At 69.3% G+C, this 19,736-nt stretch carries 1 protein-coding gene (only partly in view); it reads right to left on the bottom strand.

All 19,736 nt of this window come from inside a single coding sequence — locus HHL11_RS34215, LEPR-XLL domain-containing protein, on the bottom strand. Of the gene's 55,806 coding nucleotides, 25,749 precede the window and 10,321 follow it; the stretch shown corresponds to coding positions 25,750-45,485 — codons 8,584 (complete) to 15,162 (partial); reading right to left, the first codon wholly in view occupies window positions 19,734-19,736. Both the start codon and the stop codon lie outside the window.

Below are 19,736 nucleotides of genomic sequence, written 5' to 3'. Positions count from 1 at the left end.
ATGGTCTGCACGTTGACCGTATCCACACCGCCGCTGGTGTTCACCGTCGTGGTGTTCGACGTGTGCGCCACGTTCACCGTGTCGGCACCGGTGCCGATGGCCGTGCCGGTGTTCAGCGTGGTGATCGCGCCGGTGTCGGTGATGTTGAAGGTGTTCCCACCGTTGCCGAGGTTGACGTTCAGCGCCTGCAGACCGCTGTAGGTGATGCCACCACCGGTCATGCCCAGGCCCGTCAAGGTCGTGGCGGTCAAGGTTCCCGTGTTGGGCGAGCCATCTCCGGTGTCGTCGACGTTCAGCGTGTCGCCGTCGCCGCCGCCATTGATCGCCAGCGCCGCTGCGATACCGTTGACCGTTCCGCCAATGGCCGGCTCCAGGCTGCCGACGTTGATGAAGTCGGCCCCGCTACCGGTGTTGACCGTCAGCGCCGCGCCGATCGTCTGTACGTTGACCGTGTCCCCACCGCCGCCGGTGTTCACCGTCGTGATGTTGGACGTGTGCGCCACGTTCACCGTGTCGGCACCGGTGCCGATGGACGTTCCGGTATTCAGCGTTGTCGTCGCGCCGGTGTCGGTGATGTTGAACGTGTTCCCACCATTGCCGAGATTGACGTTCAGCGCCTGGAGGCCACTGTAGGTGATGCCGCCGCCAGTCATGCCCAGGCCGGTCAAGGTCGTAGCCGTCAAGGTGCCCGTGTTGGCCGCGCCATCGCCGGTGTCGTCGACGTTCAAGGTATCGCCGTCGCCGCCGCCGTTGATAGTCAGTACCGCCGCGATGCCGTTGACGGTGCCGCCCGTGGCCGGCGCCAGGCTGCCGACGTTGATGGTGTCGGCGCCGGTGCCGGTATTCACCGTCAGCGCGGCACTGATGGTCTGCACGCTGACCGTGTCCGCGCCGCCGCCGGTGTTCACCGTCGTGACGTTGGACGTGTGCGCCACGTTCACCGTGTCGGCACCGGTGCCGATGGCCGTGCCGGTGTTCAGTGTGGTGGTCGCGCCGGTGTCGGTGATGTTGAAGGTGTTCCCACCGTTGCCGAGGTTGACGTTCAGCGCCTGGAGACCGCTGTAGCCGATGCCGCCACTGGTCATGCCCAGGCCGGTCAGCGTGCTGGCCGTCAGCGTGCCCGTGTTGGCCGTGCCATCGCCCGTGTCGTCGACGTTCAGCGTGTCGCCGTCGCCGCCGCCGTTGATCGTCAGCACCGCCGCGATGCCGTTGACGGTGCCGCCCGTGGCCGGCGCCAGGCTGCCGACATTGACCGTATCGATCTCGCTACCGGTGTTGATCGTCAGCGCGCCGGCGACCGCCTGCACGTTCACCGTGTCCGCGCCCGCGCCGGTATTGACCGTCGTGACGCTGGAGGTGTGCAGCACGTTCACCGTGTCAGCGCCGGCGCCGGTGTTCAGCGTGGTCACCACGGCCGTGTCGGCGATCCCGAAGGTGTCGCCGCCCGTCCCGAGGCTGATGTTCAGCGCCTGCAGGCCGCCGTAGGTGATGCCACCCCCGGTCATGCCCAGGCCCGTTAGCGTGCTGGCCGTCAGCGTGCCGGTGTTCGCGCTGCCATCGCCGGTGTCGTCGACGTTCAGCGTGTCGCCGCCGCCACCGCCGTCGATCGACAGCGCCGCGGCGATGCCGTTGACCGTTCCGCCCGCCAGCGGCGCCAGGCTGCCGACATTGATCGTGTCCCCCTCGGTGCCGGTGTTGACCGCCAGGACGGCTGCGATCGTCTGCACGTTCACGGTGTCCGCGCCCGACCCGGTGTTCACCGTCGTGGCGTGGGACGTATGCAGCACGTTCACCGTGTCCGCGCCCGCACCGGTGTTCAGCGTGGTCGCCGCACCGGTGTCGACGATGGTGAAGGTATCGCCACCCGAGCCGAGGCTGATGTTCAGGTTCTCCAGGGCACCGTAAGCGATGCCGCCACCGGTCATGCCCAGGCCGGTCAGCGCACTGCCCGTCAGGACGCCGGCCAGCGAGCCCGTGTCGGGGATCGTGTCGCCGCTGTCATCCACGTTCAGCGTGTCGGCGCCGAGACCGCCATTGACCGTCAGCAGGGCCTGGATGCCGTTCACCGTCGCCGGCGCGGCGCTCCCCACGTTGACGATATTGCCGTCGTTGCCGCCATTGATCGTCAGCGCCGCGCCGATCGCCTGCACATTGACCGTGTTCCCGCCGGCCCCGGCGTTGACCGTGGTGACGTTGGAAGTGTGCAGCACGTTCACCGTGTCGGCGCCCGAGCCGGTATTGAGCGTGGTGACCGCGCCGGTGTCGTTGATAGTGAAGGTATCGCCGCCGGAGCCCAGGCTGATGTTCAGCTTCTCCAGCGCGCCGTAGGCGATGCCGCCGCCCGCCATGCCCAGGCCGGTCAACGTGGTGCCCGTCAGCACGCCCGCGAACGGGCCCGCATCGGCAAGCGTGTCGCCGCTGTCGTCCACGTTCAGCGTGTCGACGCCGAGCCCGCCCATGACCGCCAGCAGCGCCTGGATGCCGTTCACCGTCGCCGGCGCGCTGCTGGCCACGTTGATGGTGTTGCCGTCGTTGCCGCCGTTGATCGCCAGCGCCGCGCCGATCGCCTGCACGTTGACCGTGTTCGCGCCGGCGCCGGTGTTGACCGTCGCCGCGTTCGAGGTGTGCAGCACGTTCACCGTGTCCGCGCCCGCACCGGTGTTCAGCGTGGTGACCGCGCCGGTGTCGCTGATGGTGAAGGTATCGCCACCCGAGCCCAGGCTGATGTTCAGGTTCTCCAGGGCACCGTAAGCGATGCCGCCACCGGTCATGCCCAGGCCGGTCAGCGCACTGCCCGTCAGGACGCCGGCCAGCGAGCCCGTGTCGGGGATCGTGTCGCCGCTGTCGTCCACGTTCAGCGTGTCGGCACCGAGCCCGCCATTGACCGTCAGCAGGGCCTGGATGCCGTTCACCGTCGCCGGCGCCGCACTCCCCACGTTGACGGTAGTGCCGTCGTTGCCGCCATTGATCGTCAGCGCCGCGTCGATCGTCTGCACGTTGACCACGTTCAGCCCGGCGCCGGTGTTGACCGTCGTGGCGTTGGAAGTGTGCAGCACGTTCACCGTGTCGGCACCCGCGCCGGTATTGAGCGTGGTGACCGCGCCGGTGTCGGTGATGCTGAAGGTGTCGGCGCCGGAACCGAGGCTGATGTTCAGCGCCTGCAAGGCGCTGTAGCTGATGCCGCCGCCCGTCATGCCCAGGCTGGTCAGCGTGGTGCCCGTCAGCACGCCCGCGAGCGAGCCCACGTCGGCAAGCGTGTCGCCGCTGTCGTCCACGTTCAGCGTGTCGCCGCCGCCTCCGCCGTTGATCGCCAGCGCCGCCGCGATCCCGTTCACCGTCGCCGGCGCCGCGCTTCCCACGTTGAAGGTGTCCGCGCCCGCGCCGCCGTTCAGCGTCAGCGCAGCGCCGATCGCCTGCACGGTGAAGGTCTCGTTGCCGCCGTTGCCGTCGATGATGGTCGCGGCCGAGGTGCCCGTCACCGTGAAGCTGTCGTTGCCGCTGCCCAGTTCGAAGCGCAGGTTCTCCAGGCCGGAATAGCTGATGGCGCCATTGCCCAGCCCCTGCACGGTCGTGGCGCTCAGGGTGGCGTTCACGGCCGCCGGCGCCAGGTGGTCGTCCACCACCGCGCTGTCAGTTCCGCCGCCACCGGAAAGCACCAGCGAGGCAGCATGCACCTGTGTGAGGTCGTCGACCAGGATGGTGTCGGCGAAATTGCCGCCCGCAAGCGTCACCACGGGCGCGGTCAACGAGCCGTCGATGGTGATCGTGCCGCCCGCGACGCTGCCGTCGGAGATCGAGATGCTGGTCGCCGCCTGCACCGGCGCGCCGGCTTGCACCGTCACGTTGCCGCCGGCCGCCAGCACGACGCCGCCCGTCACGCTGGCCACCATCAGGCCGTCCAGCGGATTGGGAATAGCGTCCGGATTCGGGATGGCGTTCGGATCCTGCGCCACCGGCGGCGGGGCGCTTGCCACCGTCAGGTTGCCGTCGGTCGTGAGGTTCACGCTGCCCTGCGCCGTGACGCCCTCCATCGCCGTGCCGCCGCCGGCCGGGGTGAGCGTGGTCACCAGCAGCGAGCCATGGTTCTCGAGCCACAGCGATCCGCTGTCGGAAGTCGCCGCGATGGCGCCCACCTGCAGGCTCAGCGGATTGGCCTGGGTGCCGATGCCGCGCGAACCGCTCAGCATGGCCTCGGTGCCGACGATGGCCGGACTCGCGAGGGTCGAACCGTCAACGATGGTACCGCTGGCAATCACGCGCACGCGCCCTGCCGCCTGCAGGTGGCCCAACGTGATGTCGGCGCCGCCGACCTGGACGGTCCCGGCGTCGGACACCACGCTGGTGTACGTGATGTCCTGGGCGGAGCCGATCGCCACGTTGCCCGTCGCGTGGGCCGTCGCCTGGTCCGCGCTGGCGTTGAGCGCGATGCTGCCGGCCGCCGCGGTCAACGTCACCGCATGCGCCGTCAGCTGGCCGCCGCTGATGCCGGCCTGCGAAGCGAGGCTCACGTTGCCGCTGCCGGCGTCGACGCTGGTCAGCGTGAGATCGCCCGCGCTGACCACCACGTTGCCGTTCCCGGTGGAAATGTCGTCCAGCGCCACCGCGCCGGCCTGGGCCAGCGTGAAGTCGCCGGTGATGTGCGCCACGACGTGATTCACCGCCGTACGTGCGAGCGACACGGCGCCGCTCGCCTCGATGTCGAGAAGGTCGCCCGTGATCGAAGTTCCCGTCCCCGCCAGCAGGACAACGCCGCCGTTCGGCGCGTTGAGATTCACGCTGCCGGTCGAGCCCGCGCTGACGCTGCCGATGGACAGCGTGCCGCCACTGGTGAGCGCGACGCCGCTGCCGGTGACCAGTTGCGCGACGAGGCTGCCGCCCGCCGTCACGCTGGCCGAGCCGCCCGCCACGACGGAATCCAGCGTCAGCGCGTCCTGCTCGGTGATCGCCAGGTCGCCGCCGGCCGTCGCGTGCAGGTCGCCGATGCTGGTGGTCAGCGTGAGGTCGCCGCCTGCATTCGCGATGAGGGTCGCCGCCTTCACGCGGTCCGTGGACAGGCTGTTCGCGCGCATCGCGATGTCGCCCGTCGCATCCAGTTCGACGCTGTTGCTGCCGCCGGCCTGCACCAGGCCCACGGCGATCGACCCTGCGGACACCGTGACCGGGCCGCCGGTGCTGCCCACGGAGCCGAGCACGATCGCGTCCTGTTCGGAGAGCGACACGGTCCCGGCCGCGCTGACATTCGCCGTATTCACCGCAGTGTTGAGGTTCACGCCGCCGGCGCTGCTGACGCTCAGCGTGTCCGCGCTGACGAGGGCGCTCGGCGACAGCATGCCCACGCTGCCGGTCCGCGCCGTCAGCGTCACGTCGCCGAGCGAGTGCGTGGCGACCGTCCCGACCTGCAGCGCATTGGCCGTCAGCGCGATGTCGTCGCTGTCGGAAGCCCCGGCCGATTCGACATCCACTGCGGCGAGCGTGCCGCCGGAGCTGATGGCGATAGCGCCGTCGTAGGTGCTGACCTGCTGGAGCGTCAAGGTGTGGCTTGCGGCATCCGTTTCCGTGATGGCGATGCCGCCCGCCAGCGCCACGTTCGCCGTCAGCGTGTTGACGTTCGTGGTCAGCGTGATGCCCGTCTTGGCCTCGGCATCGAGGCTGGGGGCCGTCACCACCACGCCCGCGGCGCTCGTCAGCGTCGTGTTCGCGTTCAGCGTCACCGCCCCGCCCCCGGTCACGTTGCCGCTCAGGCTGATTGCGCCGACACCCAGCGTCCCCTGGTTCGCCACCAGCTCGATCGCCCCGCCGGCGCTCAGGCCGGCCACCGTGATCGAGCCCGCCTGGTGCAGCCCGATGGCGCCGGTGATCGCGGTCGCCGTGAGGGTGCCGACGGCGATGTCGAGATCGGGCGAGACCTGCAGCGCACCGGCGCCGATGTTGCCGCCGGCGTTCAAGGTGAGCGTCTGCGCGAAGAGGTCGATGTCGCTGTGGTTGCTGTCGCCCTCGTAGATCGAGCCGCCCGCCGTGATCTGCACGTTGCCGCCCGCGCCTTCGAGGTCGCTGACGGCGACGTTGCCGCCGGCATGCAGCTTGATGGAGTTGCCGCCCGAGGTGACGTGGATGACGTAGATGTTGCCGGTCGCGGTGACGTCGACAATGCCGCGCACGTCTTGGTCGAGGTAGTAGTCGCCGACCACGTTGACCACCAGGTCGGTCAGGATCGCGTTCGTGGTGCTGAGTTCGAGGTCGTAGACCGACGCCGGCGAGGTCACGCCGGATACGTAGGCCTTGCCCTTGGCGTACAGGCCCACGGTGCCGGCCGCGACGTCGACGTCGGTGTCCGCCGGCTGCGTTTCCTTGATGTCGCCGAGCTTGGACGTCACGATGATCTTGCCGTGCAGGATGCCGGCCGCCATCGCGTTGATGTTGACGTCGCCGCTGGTGGCGGTCACGTTGATGTCGTTGCCCGTGGCGTCGGTGGACGACTCGGCGCGCGTGACGTTGATGGTGCCGCCGGCCGTGATGTCGATCGCGCCGTTGACGGCCGTCACGCTGTTCAGCGTGACGCCATTGAGCTCGTTCAGCACGATGTCGCCGGCGCCGGTCGTGCGCAGGTCGACGTTGCTGGCGGAGGTGATCAGGTCGATGCCGGTGACGGCCCGCACGGTCAGCGTCCCCGCCACGTCCAGGCGCCGGCCGCTGTCCTGCCGCACCACGCCGCCCGCCGCGGTCAGCGTCATGTTGGTCGCGCTGACGTTTGCCGTCGTCGAGTCGCCGCGGTAGTACACGTTGCCGGCCTGCGCTTGCGTCGTCACGGGGGTCAGGCCCAGCGCGCTGAGGGACAGTGCCAGCAGCGTGTACTGGGGCGTCAGCAAGCCGATGCTGGCGCGGTCGGCGGCTGCCACCGCGGTGCTGTTGTCGGCGTAGTAGAGGTTGCCCTGGGTCGGATCGGTGTTGCTGCCGACCGAGTCCCAGAAGGTCTCGACCTTGCCCGTGAGCGAGTTGAAGGCGGTGAAGGCGAAGCGCTTCGTCGTCGCGTCCTGCCAGGCGTACGCCTTGTTGCCGGCCAGGTCGGCGGCGTACTGGACGCCGTTCGCGTCCTGGTAGATCAGCATGCCGGTGGTGGCGTCGATGATGAACGAGGTGATGACGCCCGTGCCGAGCGCGTTCACCTGCAGGTTCGCCAGGCTACCGGAGCCGATGCCCTTGATGACGCCCTGGATCACCACGTCGCCATCGTCGCTGGTCAGCTGCACCAGGTCGCTCGCGTTGATCGTCCCGTCGATCACCAGCGACGGCCCGGTCTCGAGGATGACCGTCTTCGCCTGCAGGTTGGGCAGGCTGGTGGCCGACCCGATCTGGATGGTCGTGCCCGCGCGCAGCTCGATGCGGTCGGTGACCGCGGGCAGGGACGGCGTCCGAACGGCCTGGCCGGCCACCAGCGTGATGCCGCCCGTCACGGCCAGCGTGCTGCCGGCCTGGACGGAGGTGTTGCCGTCGACGGAAGTGAGGCTGATCGAGGAGCCCGCGCCCGGGGCGCTCACGGTTCCCGGTGTCGTCGAAAGAACCGTCCCGTGGCTGTCGGTCAGGAGGCGGCCGACGGAGAGGTCGCCGCCGGCCGTGATGTTCACGTGCACCGTGCCGCTGCTGGACAGGCTGCGTGCGAGCAGCACGACCAGGCCGGGCGTGAGCTCCGAAGCCCCGTCCACGTCGACGAGGTCGATCGAGCCGGTGGTGCTGGTCGCTTCCACCAGCGTGTTCATCGCCGTGTTCAGCGTGGTGATGCTGCCGCTGGCGCGCAGGATGAGTTCGTCGGCGACGAGGTTCACAGCGCTTGCCGCCACGAGGCCGGACTTGCCTATCGTCCCGCCGGTGGCGGTCAGGGTGATGTCGCCCTGCGAGTTCAGCCCGGTCGCGCCGGTTCCCGCCAGCAGTTGCGCCGCCTCGGCGGCATTGGCCGCATAGACCCCCGCGGAGACATAGCCGACCTGCAGGTTGCCGGCGGCCGTGATGGTGATGTCGTTCGCATCCCGGTTGACGGTGGAGACGACGTACTGCGCCACCACGTTGCCGCCGCCCGTGACGCTGATCGAGCCGTCATAGCTTTCGACGTCGGCCAGGACCAACTGGCGCGTATCGCTCTGGGTGATGGTGATGTCGCCAGCGGAGGTCGTCTGCGCGCTGATCGCATTCACCAGCGGCGTGAGGTTGAGCGGACCGTCGGCGACGACGGACAGGTGGTCGCCCTTGAGCGTGCTGCCGCTCGCCTGCGTCAGCGAGCCGTGGGCCAGCAGGTCGATGTCGCCGCCCGAGACCACCGATTGGACCGTCAGGTTGCCGGCCACCCCAGCCACGCTGTCCAGCGCGCTCAGCGTGATGGTGTTCGAGTTGCCGCTGCCATGCGTCTGCACGTCGGTCGCGGCGAGGTTGCCGAGCGCCGTCACGTCCACCGCGCCGTTGTGCGTGGAGACGTGGTCCAGCACCAGGTCGCCCGCGTTGCGCAGCGTGATGTCGCCCGTCCCGCTCGTCTCGGCATTGACGTGCGACACCTGCATGTCGGCTTCGATACCGGTGCCCGCCCGGACGTAGAGGCTGCCCGCATCGATCACCGACCCGGCGTAGGACGAGCCGGCCACCCGCGTGAACGGCGAGACCGTGGCGTCCACGCTGCCGCCGGCCGTCAGCGTGACGGTGCCGGTGCTCGTGACGGAAGAATCGGTCAGCGCGATGTCGCCGGCCTGGGCCGTCAGCGTGACGTTGCCGGTGAGCGCAGCGCCGATGTTGCCCGTGATGTCCTGCGCCGCATTCACCGTGATGGTGCCGGCCGTGATGGCGGAACCGAGCTCCACGTTGGCGCTGGAGCTCACGCTGACCGTGCCCGGAGCCGTGACCGCGCCGGAGACGTCGGCATCGCCGGTCGCCTGCAGCAGCACGTCGGAGCCGCCGGTGAGCTCGCCCGAACTGGCGACGGTCAGCGCGCCGCCCGCCGTCAGCTGGATGCCGCCGGCCGACTGGAGCTGGGCCGTCGCGGGAATCGCGTTGCTCGTGCCGGCAGGCGTCACGCCCTGCACCGTCAGGCTGCCGCCCGCGGCGACCTGCATGGCGCTCTGGGCGCCGGTCTGGGCCAGGTTGGCGCTGATGGTGACGTTCGCGCCCTGGATGTTCAGGCCGCCGCCGGCGCTGATGGAATCACCGGCGAAGGCGCCGGTCGGCTGCGCCGCGCCGTCCTCATACACGCGCTCGGTGGTGTAGACCACCTTCGTCTGCGTCACCGGCTGCGACTTCCACAGCGTCACCGTCTGCTGCGTGGTCACGGGAACCTGGATGTTCTGCGTCTCGTAGCGCGTCCGCAGGCCGGTGATGTCCGACGACTCGCTCACCCACTGGTACTTGGCCGTGTAGCGGTCGTCGGTGATGTTCGTCCACTCCGAGATCCAGTGCTGGTTGTAGTTGGTGTAGGTGCCGTACAGCGTCTGGTTGCTCCAGGACGGGTCGTACTGGATCACGTAGCCGCGCTGCGCCGTCGCGACGAGGTCGTTCCAGGCGCCCACGGTGCCGTTGGAGCCGGTCCGGAAGTCTCCGTACATCTCCACGGCGAACTCGTTGCCGTTGGCATCGTTCGGCTCGCCGCTGTTCCAGTTGCGATAGCCGGACGTGTTCATGGAGATGACGTTGGCGGAGATGTTGTACCCACCATTGCCGTCGAAAGTGCCGCTGTACCACTGGCGCAGCCACAGCCAGCCGTTCTGGGACAGCAGGCCGCCGATCCAGGCGTCCGCGTCGCTCGGGAACGTCAGCCAGACCGCGTGGTTCTGGGCCTCCGTCAGCGGCTCGGCGAGGAAGCCGCCGGCCGCAGCCGCCTTGTTGGCCGCCGTGAAGAAGTCGGTGGGCGTGGAGACGTACTGGTAGTGGCGGGCGTTGTAGACGCTGCCATAGGACGTCCCGATTGTCACGGTGTGCTGGCCGTACGCGTAGTTGGTCGCCACCGAGGCCGTGTACGGGTTGCCCAGCGCATCCTTGCTGTAGTACTGGGCGTGGGTGGAGCTCGGCAGGTCGCCCGCGATCGTGCCGGTCGTCGTGTCCCCCGTCCACATCGGCACATGGCCATAGTTGCCGTCGCTCGTGCCCGCTTCGTTGTAGACCTGGGTCTCGCGCACGCCACTGTCGGAATAGGTGATGTTCCACTGCGGGATCACCGTCACGTCCGTCGCGACGTTCGTCGGATTGCCCGACTGGCCCGGATTCGGGTAGTACTCGGTCCCGGTGACGGTGCGATAGTTCGTCGCGTAGTTCGCCGTGGCGACTTCCGTGTAATTCAGGTTCGCCTGGTCGCGGTACTGGCCGACGACCGTCGGGTTGTCGGTCACCGTGCCCTGCGAAACGACCTTCAGGATCTGCGCCTCGATCAGCGCTTCCGCGCCGGACGGCATCCGCAGGTACTTGTCGCTCCAGCCGGGCACGTCGATCAGGACGACGTCCGGGCTGCCGCTGAAAGTGGGGTTGACCGGGTTGGTGTGCGAACTCACGCCGTTGACCGTCGACCACACGATCTCGTTGGTCGCCTGCACGTCGTACAGCGGCTTGTAGCCCAGGTACGCGAGCACCGCGTTGCGCTGGTCGGTCGACAGCTCGTCGAAGGTGATCCACGAGCCGTCGGCGTTCTTCAGGTTGGCCGGCGCCTTGATCACCTTGCCGTCGGAGCCCAGGATCGTGTTCCAGATGGCGGTGTTGCTGACGTCGTAATCCACGCCCGCCACGAAGAAGGCGCGCTGGGTCTGGGTTGCCTCGTTCCAGTAGCCCGCCTGCACCAGCGTGATGTCCATGGTGGTGAACCGCGAGCCGATCACCACCGTGTCGGTGCCGACCGGGACCGTCCGCGTGCTGTCCACCATGGTCGTCACGTCTTCCACCCTCGTGCCGGCCGGGACCTGGATCGAGCCCGTCACGACCTGCACCGTCGTCGCGTGCGTGACGATGTGCGGGTTGGCGGGATTGGTGCTGCCCGCATCGGCGGCGTAGGCGACCACGCGCACGTCGCCGCCTGCCAACACGTTGGCGGCGCCCACCGCATGGATGTGCGCGGAACTGAGCACGTCGACCGTTCCGCCCACCAGCTTGACGAAGCCCGCCTGCGCCGTGCGCGAGAACTGCGCGGCGAGCGACTGCGCCTCGCTCAAGTCGCCCGGCACCCCGGCGTTGATGTCGATCGAGCCGCTCGCCTCGATGTCGCCGTAGATGGTGGCGCTGTCCACCGCGTTGATCAGGATCCGGCTGCCGGCATCGCGCGTCTGCAGGAAGCCGTCCATCTCGATGGTGGGCGCCTGGAAGTGGATCAGGCTGCCGGCCTCGACCATCGCCCGCGCGGTGGTCGTCGGGCTCAGTTCGACGGCGATCAGGTTGCTGGCATCGAAGTAGACGACGGAACCCGCATGCCGCGTCTTCACCAGCGCGTCGTCCACCAGGTGGATTTCCGCGCCGGCGATGTCGATGCGGTCGCGCGCGTTGACCAGTTCGTACACCAGCACGCTGCCCTGCGTGGAGGCGATGTGCACCTGCGCCACGTCGACTTCGGGATGGTCGCCGTCCTTGTAGACGTTGCCCACCATGCCGAGCAGCAGGATGTCGCCGGTGGCGTCGATGTTGATCGTGCCGCCGATGGCCGTGTGGATGGTGCCGCCGGACTGCCGGATCACTTCGCCGCCGTAGATCGGGTTGCCGCTGTCGTCGAGGATCTGCTTCCCGCTGGCGTCGATCAGGAAGCCGTCCTGGTCGATCGCCTTCAGGGTGCCGTTGACGTCCGTCACCGCGTGGCCGTTGGCGTCGGTCTGCACCACGAGCTGGGTCAGGAAGACGCCGGTGCCCTGGTCGTTGCGCCCGCCCGTCAGCGTGACGGTAGAGACCGCCTGCACCGTGCCATCCAGCAGCAATTGCCCCGAGGCCGTGAGGTCGGCGGTGGCGTTGCCGCCGCGCGAATCGACCAGGCCGTAGAGGTCCGCGTCGCCGGCCACGTTCAGCACCACGTGGCCGCTGGCGCCGGTGTCGGCCCAGGTGCCGTGGCCGGTCGGGTCGCTGATGAAGGAGCTTTCGGTCGTCGTCTGCAGCAAGGCGCCGTTGGCCGGATCGACCGTCGCCAGGTTCACCTCGCCCGTCGCCTGCAGCGAGCCGCCCACTGGCACGAGCGCACCGGTGCCGTCGTAGGCATCGCCGCCGACCGAGACGGCTCCATGCACCGTGACCTGCACGTCGGCGTCGTGGCCGGTCCAGGTGGTGGTCGAGCCGTCGGTGCTGGCGCCGGCCAGCAGCTCGCCGCTCAGGTTGAGGCTGCCCGCGTCGACGCGCACGCGCGAGCCGTCGCCCGAACTCGCCACGATCGCACCCGCGAACACCTGCATCACGCCTTGCGAACTGAGGTCGACTTCGGTCACCGCCGTGACGACGGCGCCCAGCATCTGGTAGTGCGTGCCGTCCTGGCTCAGGCCCACGCCGCCCAGCACCAGCGAGTTGCCGGAGTCGAGCGTCAGCACCGCGCCGCTGCCGGTCACGTGCAGCGAGCCGTTCGCCACCGTGACGTTGTCGCCGCCATGCACCCGCAGGTTGCCGGCGCTGCTGACCGAGCCGGCGATTTCCGCCGCGTACGTGGCTTCGATGTCGACCATGGGCGAGCTGCCCGTGCCCGCCGTGGTGCCCACGATGACGCCCTGCACCGTGACGTTGAGGCCCTGGACCGTGATCGGCGCGGCCGCTTCGAGCCAGCCGGACTGCTTGGCGACGAACACGTCGGCCTGGGTGGACCGCACGGTCAAGGCATCGATGTCGCCGACGTCGGCGATGTGCGCATTGACGATCACGTCGGCCGCGCCGGCGATGCTGATGGTGCGCGCCGCGCTGCCGCCCGTGCCGGTGACCTGCAGGTGGGCGGACGGCGTGAGCACCACGCTCACCGTGGCGCTGGCCGCGAGCTGGTTGCCGGTGAGCTTGTACAGCGCATACGGGTCCAGCGGGTCGCGCACGCTCTGTTCCATCCGCGTCGAAAACTCGGTGTGCGACAGGCCGGCGCCGGTGGTGCTGAGGACGATGCCCTGGTCCGCCTCGATGTCCTGGCGGATCACCAGGCCGCGGCTGGCGCTCAGCGTCACGGTGGAGCCGGCGCCGCCGGCGATCACGTTGCCCTTGATGTCGCCGAATTCGCCCGCGTCGAAGGCGATCGAGCCGTGCAGCGTCCGCAATTCGCCGCTCAGGTCGACCTCGATGTCGATGCCGTCGGGCGAGGTCCCGCTGTACAGGTTGATCGCCTTGTCGGCCAGCACGTGGCCAGCGATGTACAGCTTGCCGTTGGGGCCGGCCGGCGCGCCGATCGAGATCGTCGAGCCGGTGCCGGTTGCCATCAGCGACGCCGGCGTTTCCTGCGATGCGACTTCCGTACTTCCGAACTGGCTGAAACCGAGCGCACCGGCGTCGCCGGACAGCACGCTGAATGCATAGGAGCTGGCCAGCAGGATGTGGCCGTCGCGCAGTCCGACCGTGACGGCCGGATAGCCGGGCCCGAACTCGGTGGCGAAGTTCGTGTAGACGTCGCCCAGCGAGCCGTCGGCGTTGACGGTGTTCCAGGTCGCCCCGTTCAGGGCGGTCTGCAATTGCGCGACGAGGTCGGCGATGCCGGTGTTGTCCGCGGTCAGGCCCTTGTCCAGCGTCACCGTGGCCCGGATATGGGCGCTGGCCTTGTCGACCTCCAGGACGAAGGTCGCGCTGTCGTCCAGGGCGCCGGTGGCATGGGCGATCCAGCCGTCCGCCTCGATCTCGTGCGCATGGTCGGGTGCCAGGATGTCGATCGAACCGGGCGCATTGAGGTTGATCGCGCTGTCGTCCTGCCAGGTGGAGACCTGGGCCGAGCCGTAGAGCACGAGGCCCACGCCCGAGGCGGCGCGTACGTCCGAGCCGGTGCCGCCGCCGACCAGGTCGATGGTCTTGCCCGCGCGCAATTCGGTGCCGACGCGGATCTGGCCGCCGGCGTGGACGCTGATGACGGAGTCACCGGTGCCGTCGACGATGCGCCGGCCGACCATCTGGAGCTGGTCGTCCAGCACGGTCTGCACCGTGCCGCCGGGCAGCACGACGCCCTGGATGTCGGCGTCCTGTGTCGCGCTGAGGGTGATCGTGCTGTCGGCACGGTGGGTCACCACCTCGCTGGCCGCATGGACCAGCACGCTGGTGCGGTCGGCATGGTCGCCGCCGTCGATGTCGATCTGGTCGCCGGCGTAGACGTAGCCGCCGGTGGTGATCGGCTGGTGGTTCACGTCGAACGTGTTGCCGCCGATGTAGGCCTGGCCCATCGCGCTGATGGCCACGTCGGACCAGGTATCGGACCAGACGAGCACGCCATCGACCGAATTCGCGCCGGCCACCACGTAGCCCATGATCTCCAGGTCGCCGGTCGTCGCGGTGACTTCCACGTGGCGCCCGCCGTAGAGGCCGCCAGGCGTGCCGACCACGACCTCGCCGCCCCGCGCAGTCACCGTGTCGGAAGCCTGCAGGCCGGTTTCGACATCCAGCTTGCCGGCCGGCCCGGCCTCGGCCAGGATGCTCGAATGCGTCCCGTCGAAGGTGACGCCGGCCGTGCCGATCTCGCCGCCGGCCACGACGGCGCCGTACAGCACCACGTCCTTGGTGCCGTAGATGGCGATGTTGCTGTAGTCGTCGGACGTCGTCAGGTGCGCCGTGTGGGCGACGTAGACGCTGTTGCCGCGGTCCTCGCTGCTGCCGGTGGTCGCCTGCAGGTTGTCGTCCAGGGCGCCGTACACCGAGATGGCGCTGCGCGCCTGCGTGAAGCCGTCGTAGAACACCCAGGCTTCGGAGCGCACGACCACGCTGCTGTCGGCGCCGAGCGCGTCGATGTTGCCGCGGATGATGACGGCGCCGGGCGCTTCGATCCGGAGCTGGGCATCGTCGGCCAGCGTCGTCAGCGTGCCGGCCATCAGGACGCTGAACTGGGTGAAGCCGGCCAGGTAGGTTTCCTGCTGCCCCACGTTGTTGAACCAGGCGCTGTGGTTGTACAGCGCCGTGCCGGCGCTCAGCTGCATCTCGCCGCTGGTGGTGACAGTGCCGTCGATTTCCAGCTCGTGCACGCTGTCCAGGTGCACGGTGCCGCCTTCGGCGGTCTTCACGGCCGTGACATCGTCGAAGCGCGCGCCAGCCAGCACCGCACCGCCGCTTTCGATGGTCAGGGCGTTCTGCGCGCTGATCTCGACCAGCGCGTCCTGGCCCTCCGCCGTGACCGTGCCGCCGAACAGCAAGTCGAACTTGCCGCCTGCGGTGAGTTCGATCTTCGCGTTGGCGCCGTCACCCTGGATGAGGCCCAGCACGAACATGTCGGCCACGGACGTCAGCGTGATCAGGCCACCCGCCTGCGTCGTCTCGATCGTGCCGAAGTCCTGGTAGACGCTGTTGCCGTCGACCTCGACCAGCTGCGGCGCCTGCAGGTCGGTGTGGCGGCCGAGGTAGACCGCACCCGTGCCCTGCACGAAGATGACCCCCGCGCTGCTGGTCAGCGTCGTGTCGGCCAGCACCGAGAGGTCGTGGTCCGACTCCAGCACCAGGTCGCCGACGCTCGTCACGACGTTCTGGACGTCGATCGACATGTTGCCGCCGGCCGTCATCTGCACCGAACCGGCAACGGCGGTGATCGTCACCTGCGCCAGGGTCACGAGGTCGCCGGTGGCATCGAGGGTGACGTCGCCTGCGCTGGTCACGATGTTGGCGCCGCCCAACGTGAGCTTGCCGTCGGCATGCAGGTCGATGGAATTGCCCAGCGCACTCATCTCGACGTCGAAGGTCGTCGCCAGGTCGCCGGCGACCTGCATCGAAATGACGTCCGTGCTCTTGACGCGCGTGTAGTCGCCCAGGTTCACGTCGCCGCCGGCCGTCACCTGCACGGCGCCGCCGGTGGCGTTCAGCCACGCCTCGGTGCCCGTCGTCAGGTCCTCGCCCAGCTGCAGCAGCACGTTCGCCGATGCAGTGACGCGCGAGTCGTCCCCCAGGCTCGCGCTGCCGCCGGTCGTCAGTTGCACGGCGCCGCCATTGGCGGTGACCAGCACCCGGCTGCCTGTCGTCAGGTCCTCGCCCAGTTGCAGCAGCACGTTCGCCGATGCGGTGATGCGCGAGTCGTCCCCCAGGCTCACGCTGCCGCCGGTCGTCAGTTGCACGGCGCCGCCATTGGCGGTGACCAGCACCTGGCTGCCCGTGGTCAGGTCGCCGGGCAACTGTATCAATACCCGGCTCGAGCTCGTGACCGTCGCCTGGTCGCCCAGGCTCACGCTGCCGTCGGCGTACACCAGCACGGGGCCGTTGCCGGCGGTCACCGCCGTACCGGCCGCGGCATGGATGTCGTGCGCCGACATGAGCAGGACCATGCCCGTCGTCGCCCGCAGCACTGGCGCGCTTCCCACCGTGGCCATGTCGCCGGCCCCGGTGGCGTGTTCGGTCGCCAGGTCGAGGCTGCCCTGCGCGGTGATGGCGTGGCCGAAGTTCATCGTCCCGCCCGGCTGCGTGAGGTTGATGCCCGTACGCGCGTCGGCGTTGGTGGCGCCGCTGCCGGAATAGGAGCCGAAGACCAGCAGGTCGTTGGCGGCCGTGCCGATCGAGCCGGTGGTCGCCGCAAGAGTGAGGTTCGTGCCGGTGACGCCTTCCGCCAGCGTGCTGGTCTCGGCGTCGACCGGGGTCAGCCGGTAGCCGCCACCGGTGGTGGCGCCGAGGTCGAGCGCCGGGCCGCCGGACGTGGCGCTCAGCTGGATGTGGGTCGCATCGACGACGATGACGTAGTACAGGCTGCCCGGGTTCAGGTTCCCGATGGGAGCCGATCCGGCGGCCATGGAGTACAGCACCTTCTGCCCGTTCGTGAACGGCTGCGTGGCCAGCGCGATCTGGTCCAGCGTGGCATCCACGGCACTGAAACTGGCGTCGCGCTGCACCGCGTCGACGATGCCCCCCTGCGCCGTCAGCGCGACGTCGCCGAAGATGCTGGTGATGGCGCCGACCCGCAGGTCGCCCTGCGACTCGGTCAGGCTGACGCTGCCGCCGGTGACCACGTCGATGTGGCCGGAGCCGCTCAGGTTGCTTGTGGCCGTGAGGGCAATCGCGGTGGCGGCCGTGGCCGGCGCCACGGAACGCAGGGTGATGTTGCCGGTACCGCTTTGCGCGCCGGCCGTGATGGAACCGATGCTGAAGCTGCTGGTGCCGGTGGTCCTCTTGCTGCGGTCCGCGAACTCGGTCGGGTCGAAGCTCTGTGCGGTGCCCTGGTCCGGGCGGAAGTGCCGGATGTAGGCCTGGCTCAGGCCGGCCACCGCGACGAACAGGCCCTTTTCGGTGCCCGTCTTCGCCGTCGTTTCCACTGCCAGCGATTGCAGGAGCACGTCCACGCTGTCGCCAGCCTGGAGCTGGTCGACGCTGAAACTGGTGCCGCCGCCGGTGCGCTGGATGCCTTGCAGCGCGAGATACGCACTGCCGCCGGCCGTGACGCTCAGGTGCGTGCCCACCACCAGGCCACTGCTGGCCAGCTCGGTCTGCAGGCGGCTGCCGGCCGCGCCGATGTTGCCGGCGGCCCAGAGCGTGACGGCGTTGCCCAGGATTTCGCCGCCCGCGCCCTGCAGGATGTCGCCGCCGAAGTTCTGGATGTTCACGCTGCCGGTCGGGTCGTCGATGAGACCTGCGATCGTGATGTCGCCCGTGCCTTCGTTGCGCACCTGGATGTCGGTCGGGCCGACCGTGTGGTCGATGCCGAACTGCAGCGTCACCGTGCTGCCGGCGATGGTCACCGTCGGTTGGGCGGTGGTGTTGACCGGCTCCAGGCCGTTCAGCACCAGGTCCTTGCTCGACTTGTTGGTGATGGACACCCGGTCGTAAGTGTCCTGCACGTGGAAGGTGCCCAGCGTGCCGCTGACGGTGTCCGCGTTGAAGTACGCGGTGGCCGGCTGGACGTTCAGCGTCGGCGACACCGTGATGGTCGTGGCGGAAACGGTGGCGCTCACGTTCACGTCGGTGCTGATGCTGCCGTCGGCGCCGATCACCAGTTCCGCCGCCTTGCCGGGCAGGAACACGACGTCCGCGTCCCAGCTGATGGTGCGCGTGGCGGTCGTGCCGCCCTGGTCGCTTTCGCTCTCGTCCCCGAGCGTGATGGTGCCGAGGAAGCCGAGATCAATCTCCGGCACGTGCGCATGGGTGCCGCGGGACACGCCGTTGATCTGCTGCAGCGCGTTGACCGACAGGTTCAGCGCGATCACCGTCGCGCCCTGTGCGGCGCTGATTTCCGAGGTGCCGTGGTAATCGGTGTTCGAGGTCGCGCTCGCGTCCCCGATGCCGTCCACGTTGGCATAGGCGTAGGAATAGAGGTCGACGTGGGCATGGCTGGCCGTGATGTCGACCTCGTTGCCCTGCACCCGCGCGCCGGACTGGATGCGCACGGCGGAGTCGTCGTTGACCGTAGCCACCGCAGTGGAGTCCGAGTCGGCCCCGATGCCGCCGGTGTCGGTGCTGGCATTCGAATGCAGGCGGTAGCGGCTGCCACCGACCGTGCTGCTCAGGCGCACGGTGTCGCCGACGAAGCTGGCGTTCGGGCCCACCGTCGTATAGGCCGTCGACGCCGTGCCCGCGCCCACGTCGGTGTGTGCAACCGACGTCCCGAAGCCCACGAGGCCCGCGGCGTTCGCGTCGGACGAGGCGTCGGAACTGAAGTCCGCGCGCGCGTCGGCGCTGGCGATGTTGCCGGCGAGGATCGCCGCGCCGCTGCCGATGGTCACCTCGGAGTCGTAGTTCAGGTGGCTGGTCGCCTCCGCGTCGGCGTCGGCGGCCAGGCCGCCGCCGTCGGTGGACGTGTTCACCAGCACGGTCTGGTTGGTTGCCGACGTCAGCGTCACGTCGTGGCTGGCGGTCAGCGCGCCGTTGACGGTCAAGGTCGCCGTCGTCGAGACGTTGCTGCCGGCCGATGCGGAGCCGACGGAGACCAGGCCGCCGCCCGCATTGGCGGAAGTCGCCGTGGCAAAGCCGAGCGCGGTGGCGCTGGCCACGATGTCCGTGGCGCTGAGGTTCGCGCCGCTGCCGATCGCGGTGCGCACGATCGGCGTCGAAGCGGCATTGGTGGTGGAACCCGCCACCCGCACCAGGCCACCGCTGGCGCCGGCGGCGCTGGCGGTGACGATGCCGTCGCCGCTGGGCGCGCCGGCCAGCGCGCGGGCGCCGCCCACGCCATCCAGCAGCCCGGCGGCCTGCGAGGTGATGTCGACCGTCAGCTGGTGGCTGCCGGTGCCGGCGGAAGTGAGGTCGATGCCTTCGACGCCGATGGTGTGCGTTCCGGTCAGGCCCACGCCGGAGATGGTGAGCGCGGTGCCGCCCTTGGTCGCGGCCAGCTGGAAGGTGCTGGCCGTGCTGTTGACGACGAAGTAGGTCACGCCGTCGGTCAGGCCGGTCAGCGGCGCGTCCGAGGCCTTGCGCAGCACGTGCTGGATGGTCGCGTCGGCGGTCGTCTTCGACGGCGTCAGCGCGATCGGCGTGATCGCGATCGCGGCCGGCGTGCCGTTCGGGCCGGCCGCCACGCCGACCGCCTGGTCGTGCGTGGCCGCAAGCTGGATCTCGTTCGGCTTGGTCGGGTCGAAGATGACGAAATAGTGGGTTCCGTTCACCAGCCCGCCGATGGCGTGCGCCGGGTCGCTGACCGTGTAGACGACCTCGTCACCGGAAACCAGGCCATGGTTGGCGCC

The organism is Ramlibacter agri (assembly GCF_012927085.1).
Taxonomy (GTDB): Bacteria; Pseudomonadota; Gammaproteobacteria; order Burkholderiales; family Burkholderiaceae_C; genus Ramlibacter; species Ramlibacter agri.
Note: the sequence above shows the minus strand (reverse complement) of the source record. Positions and strands in the feature narration are given on the sequence as shown.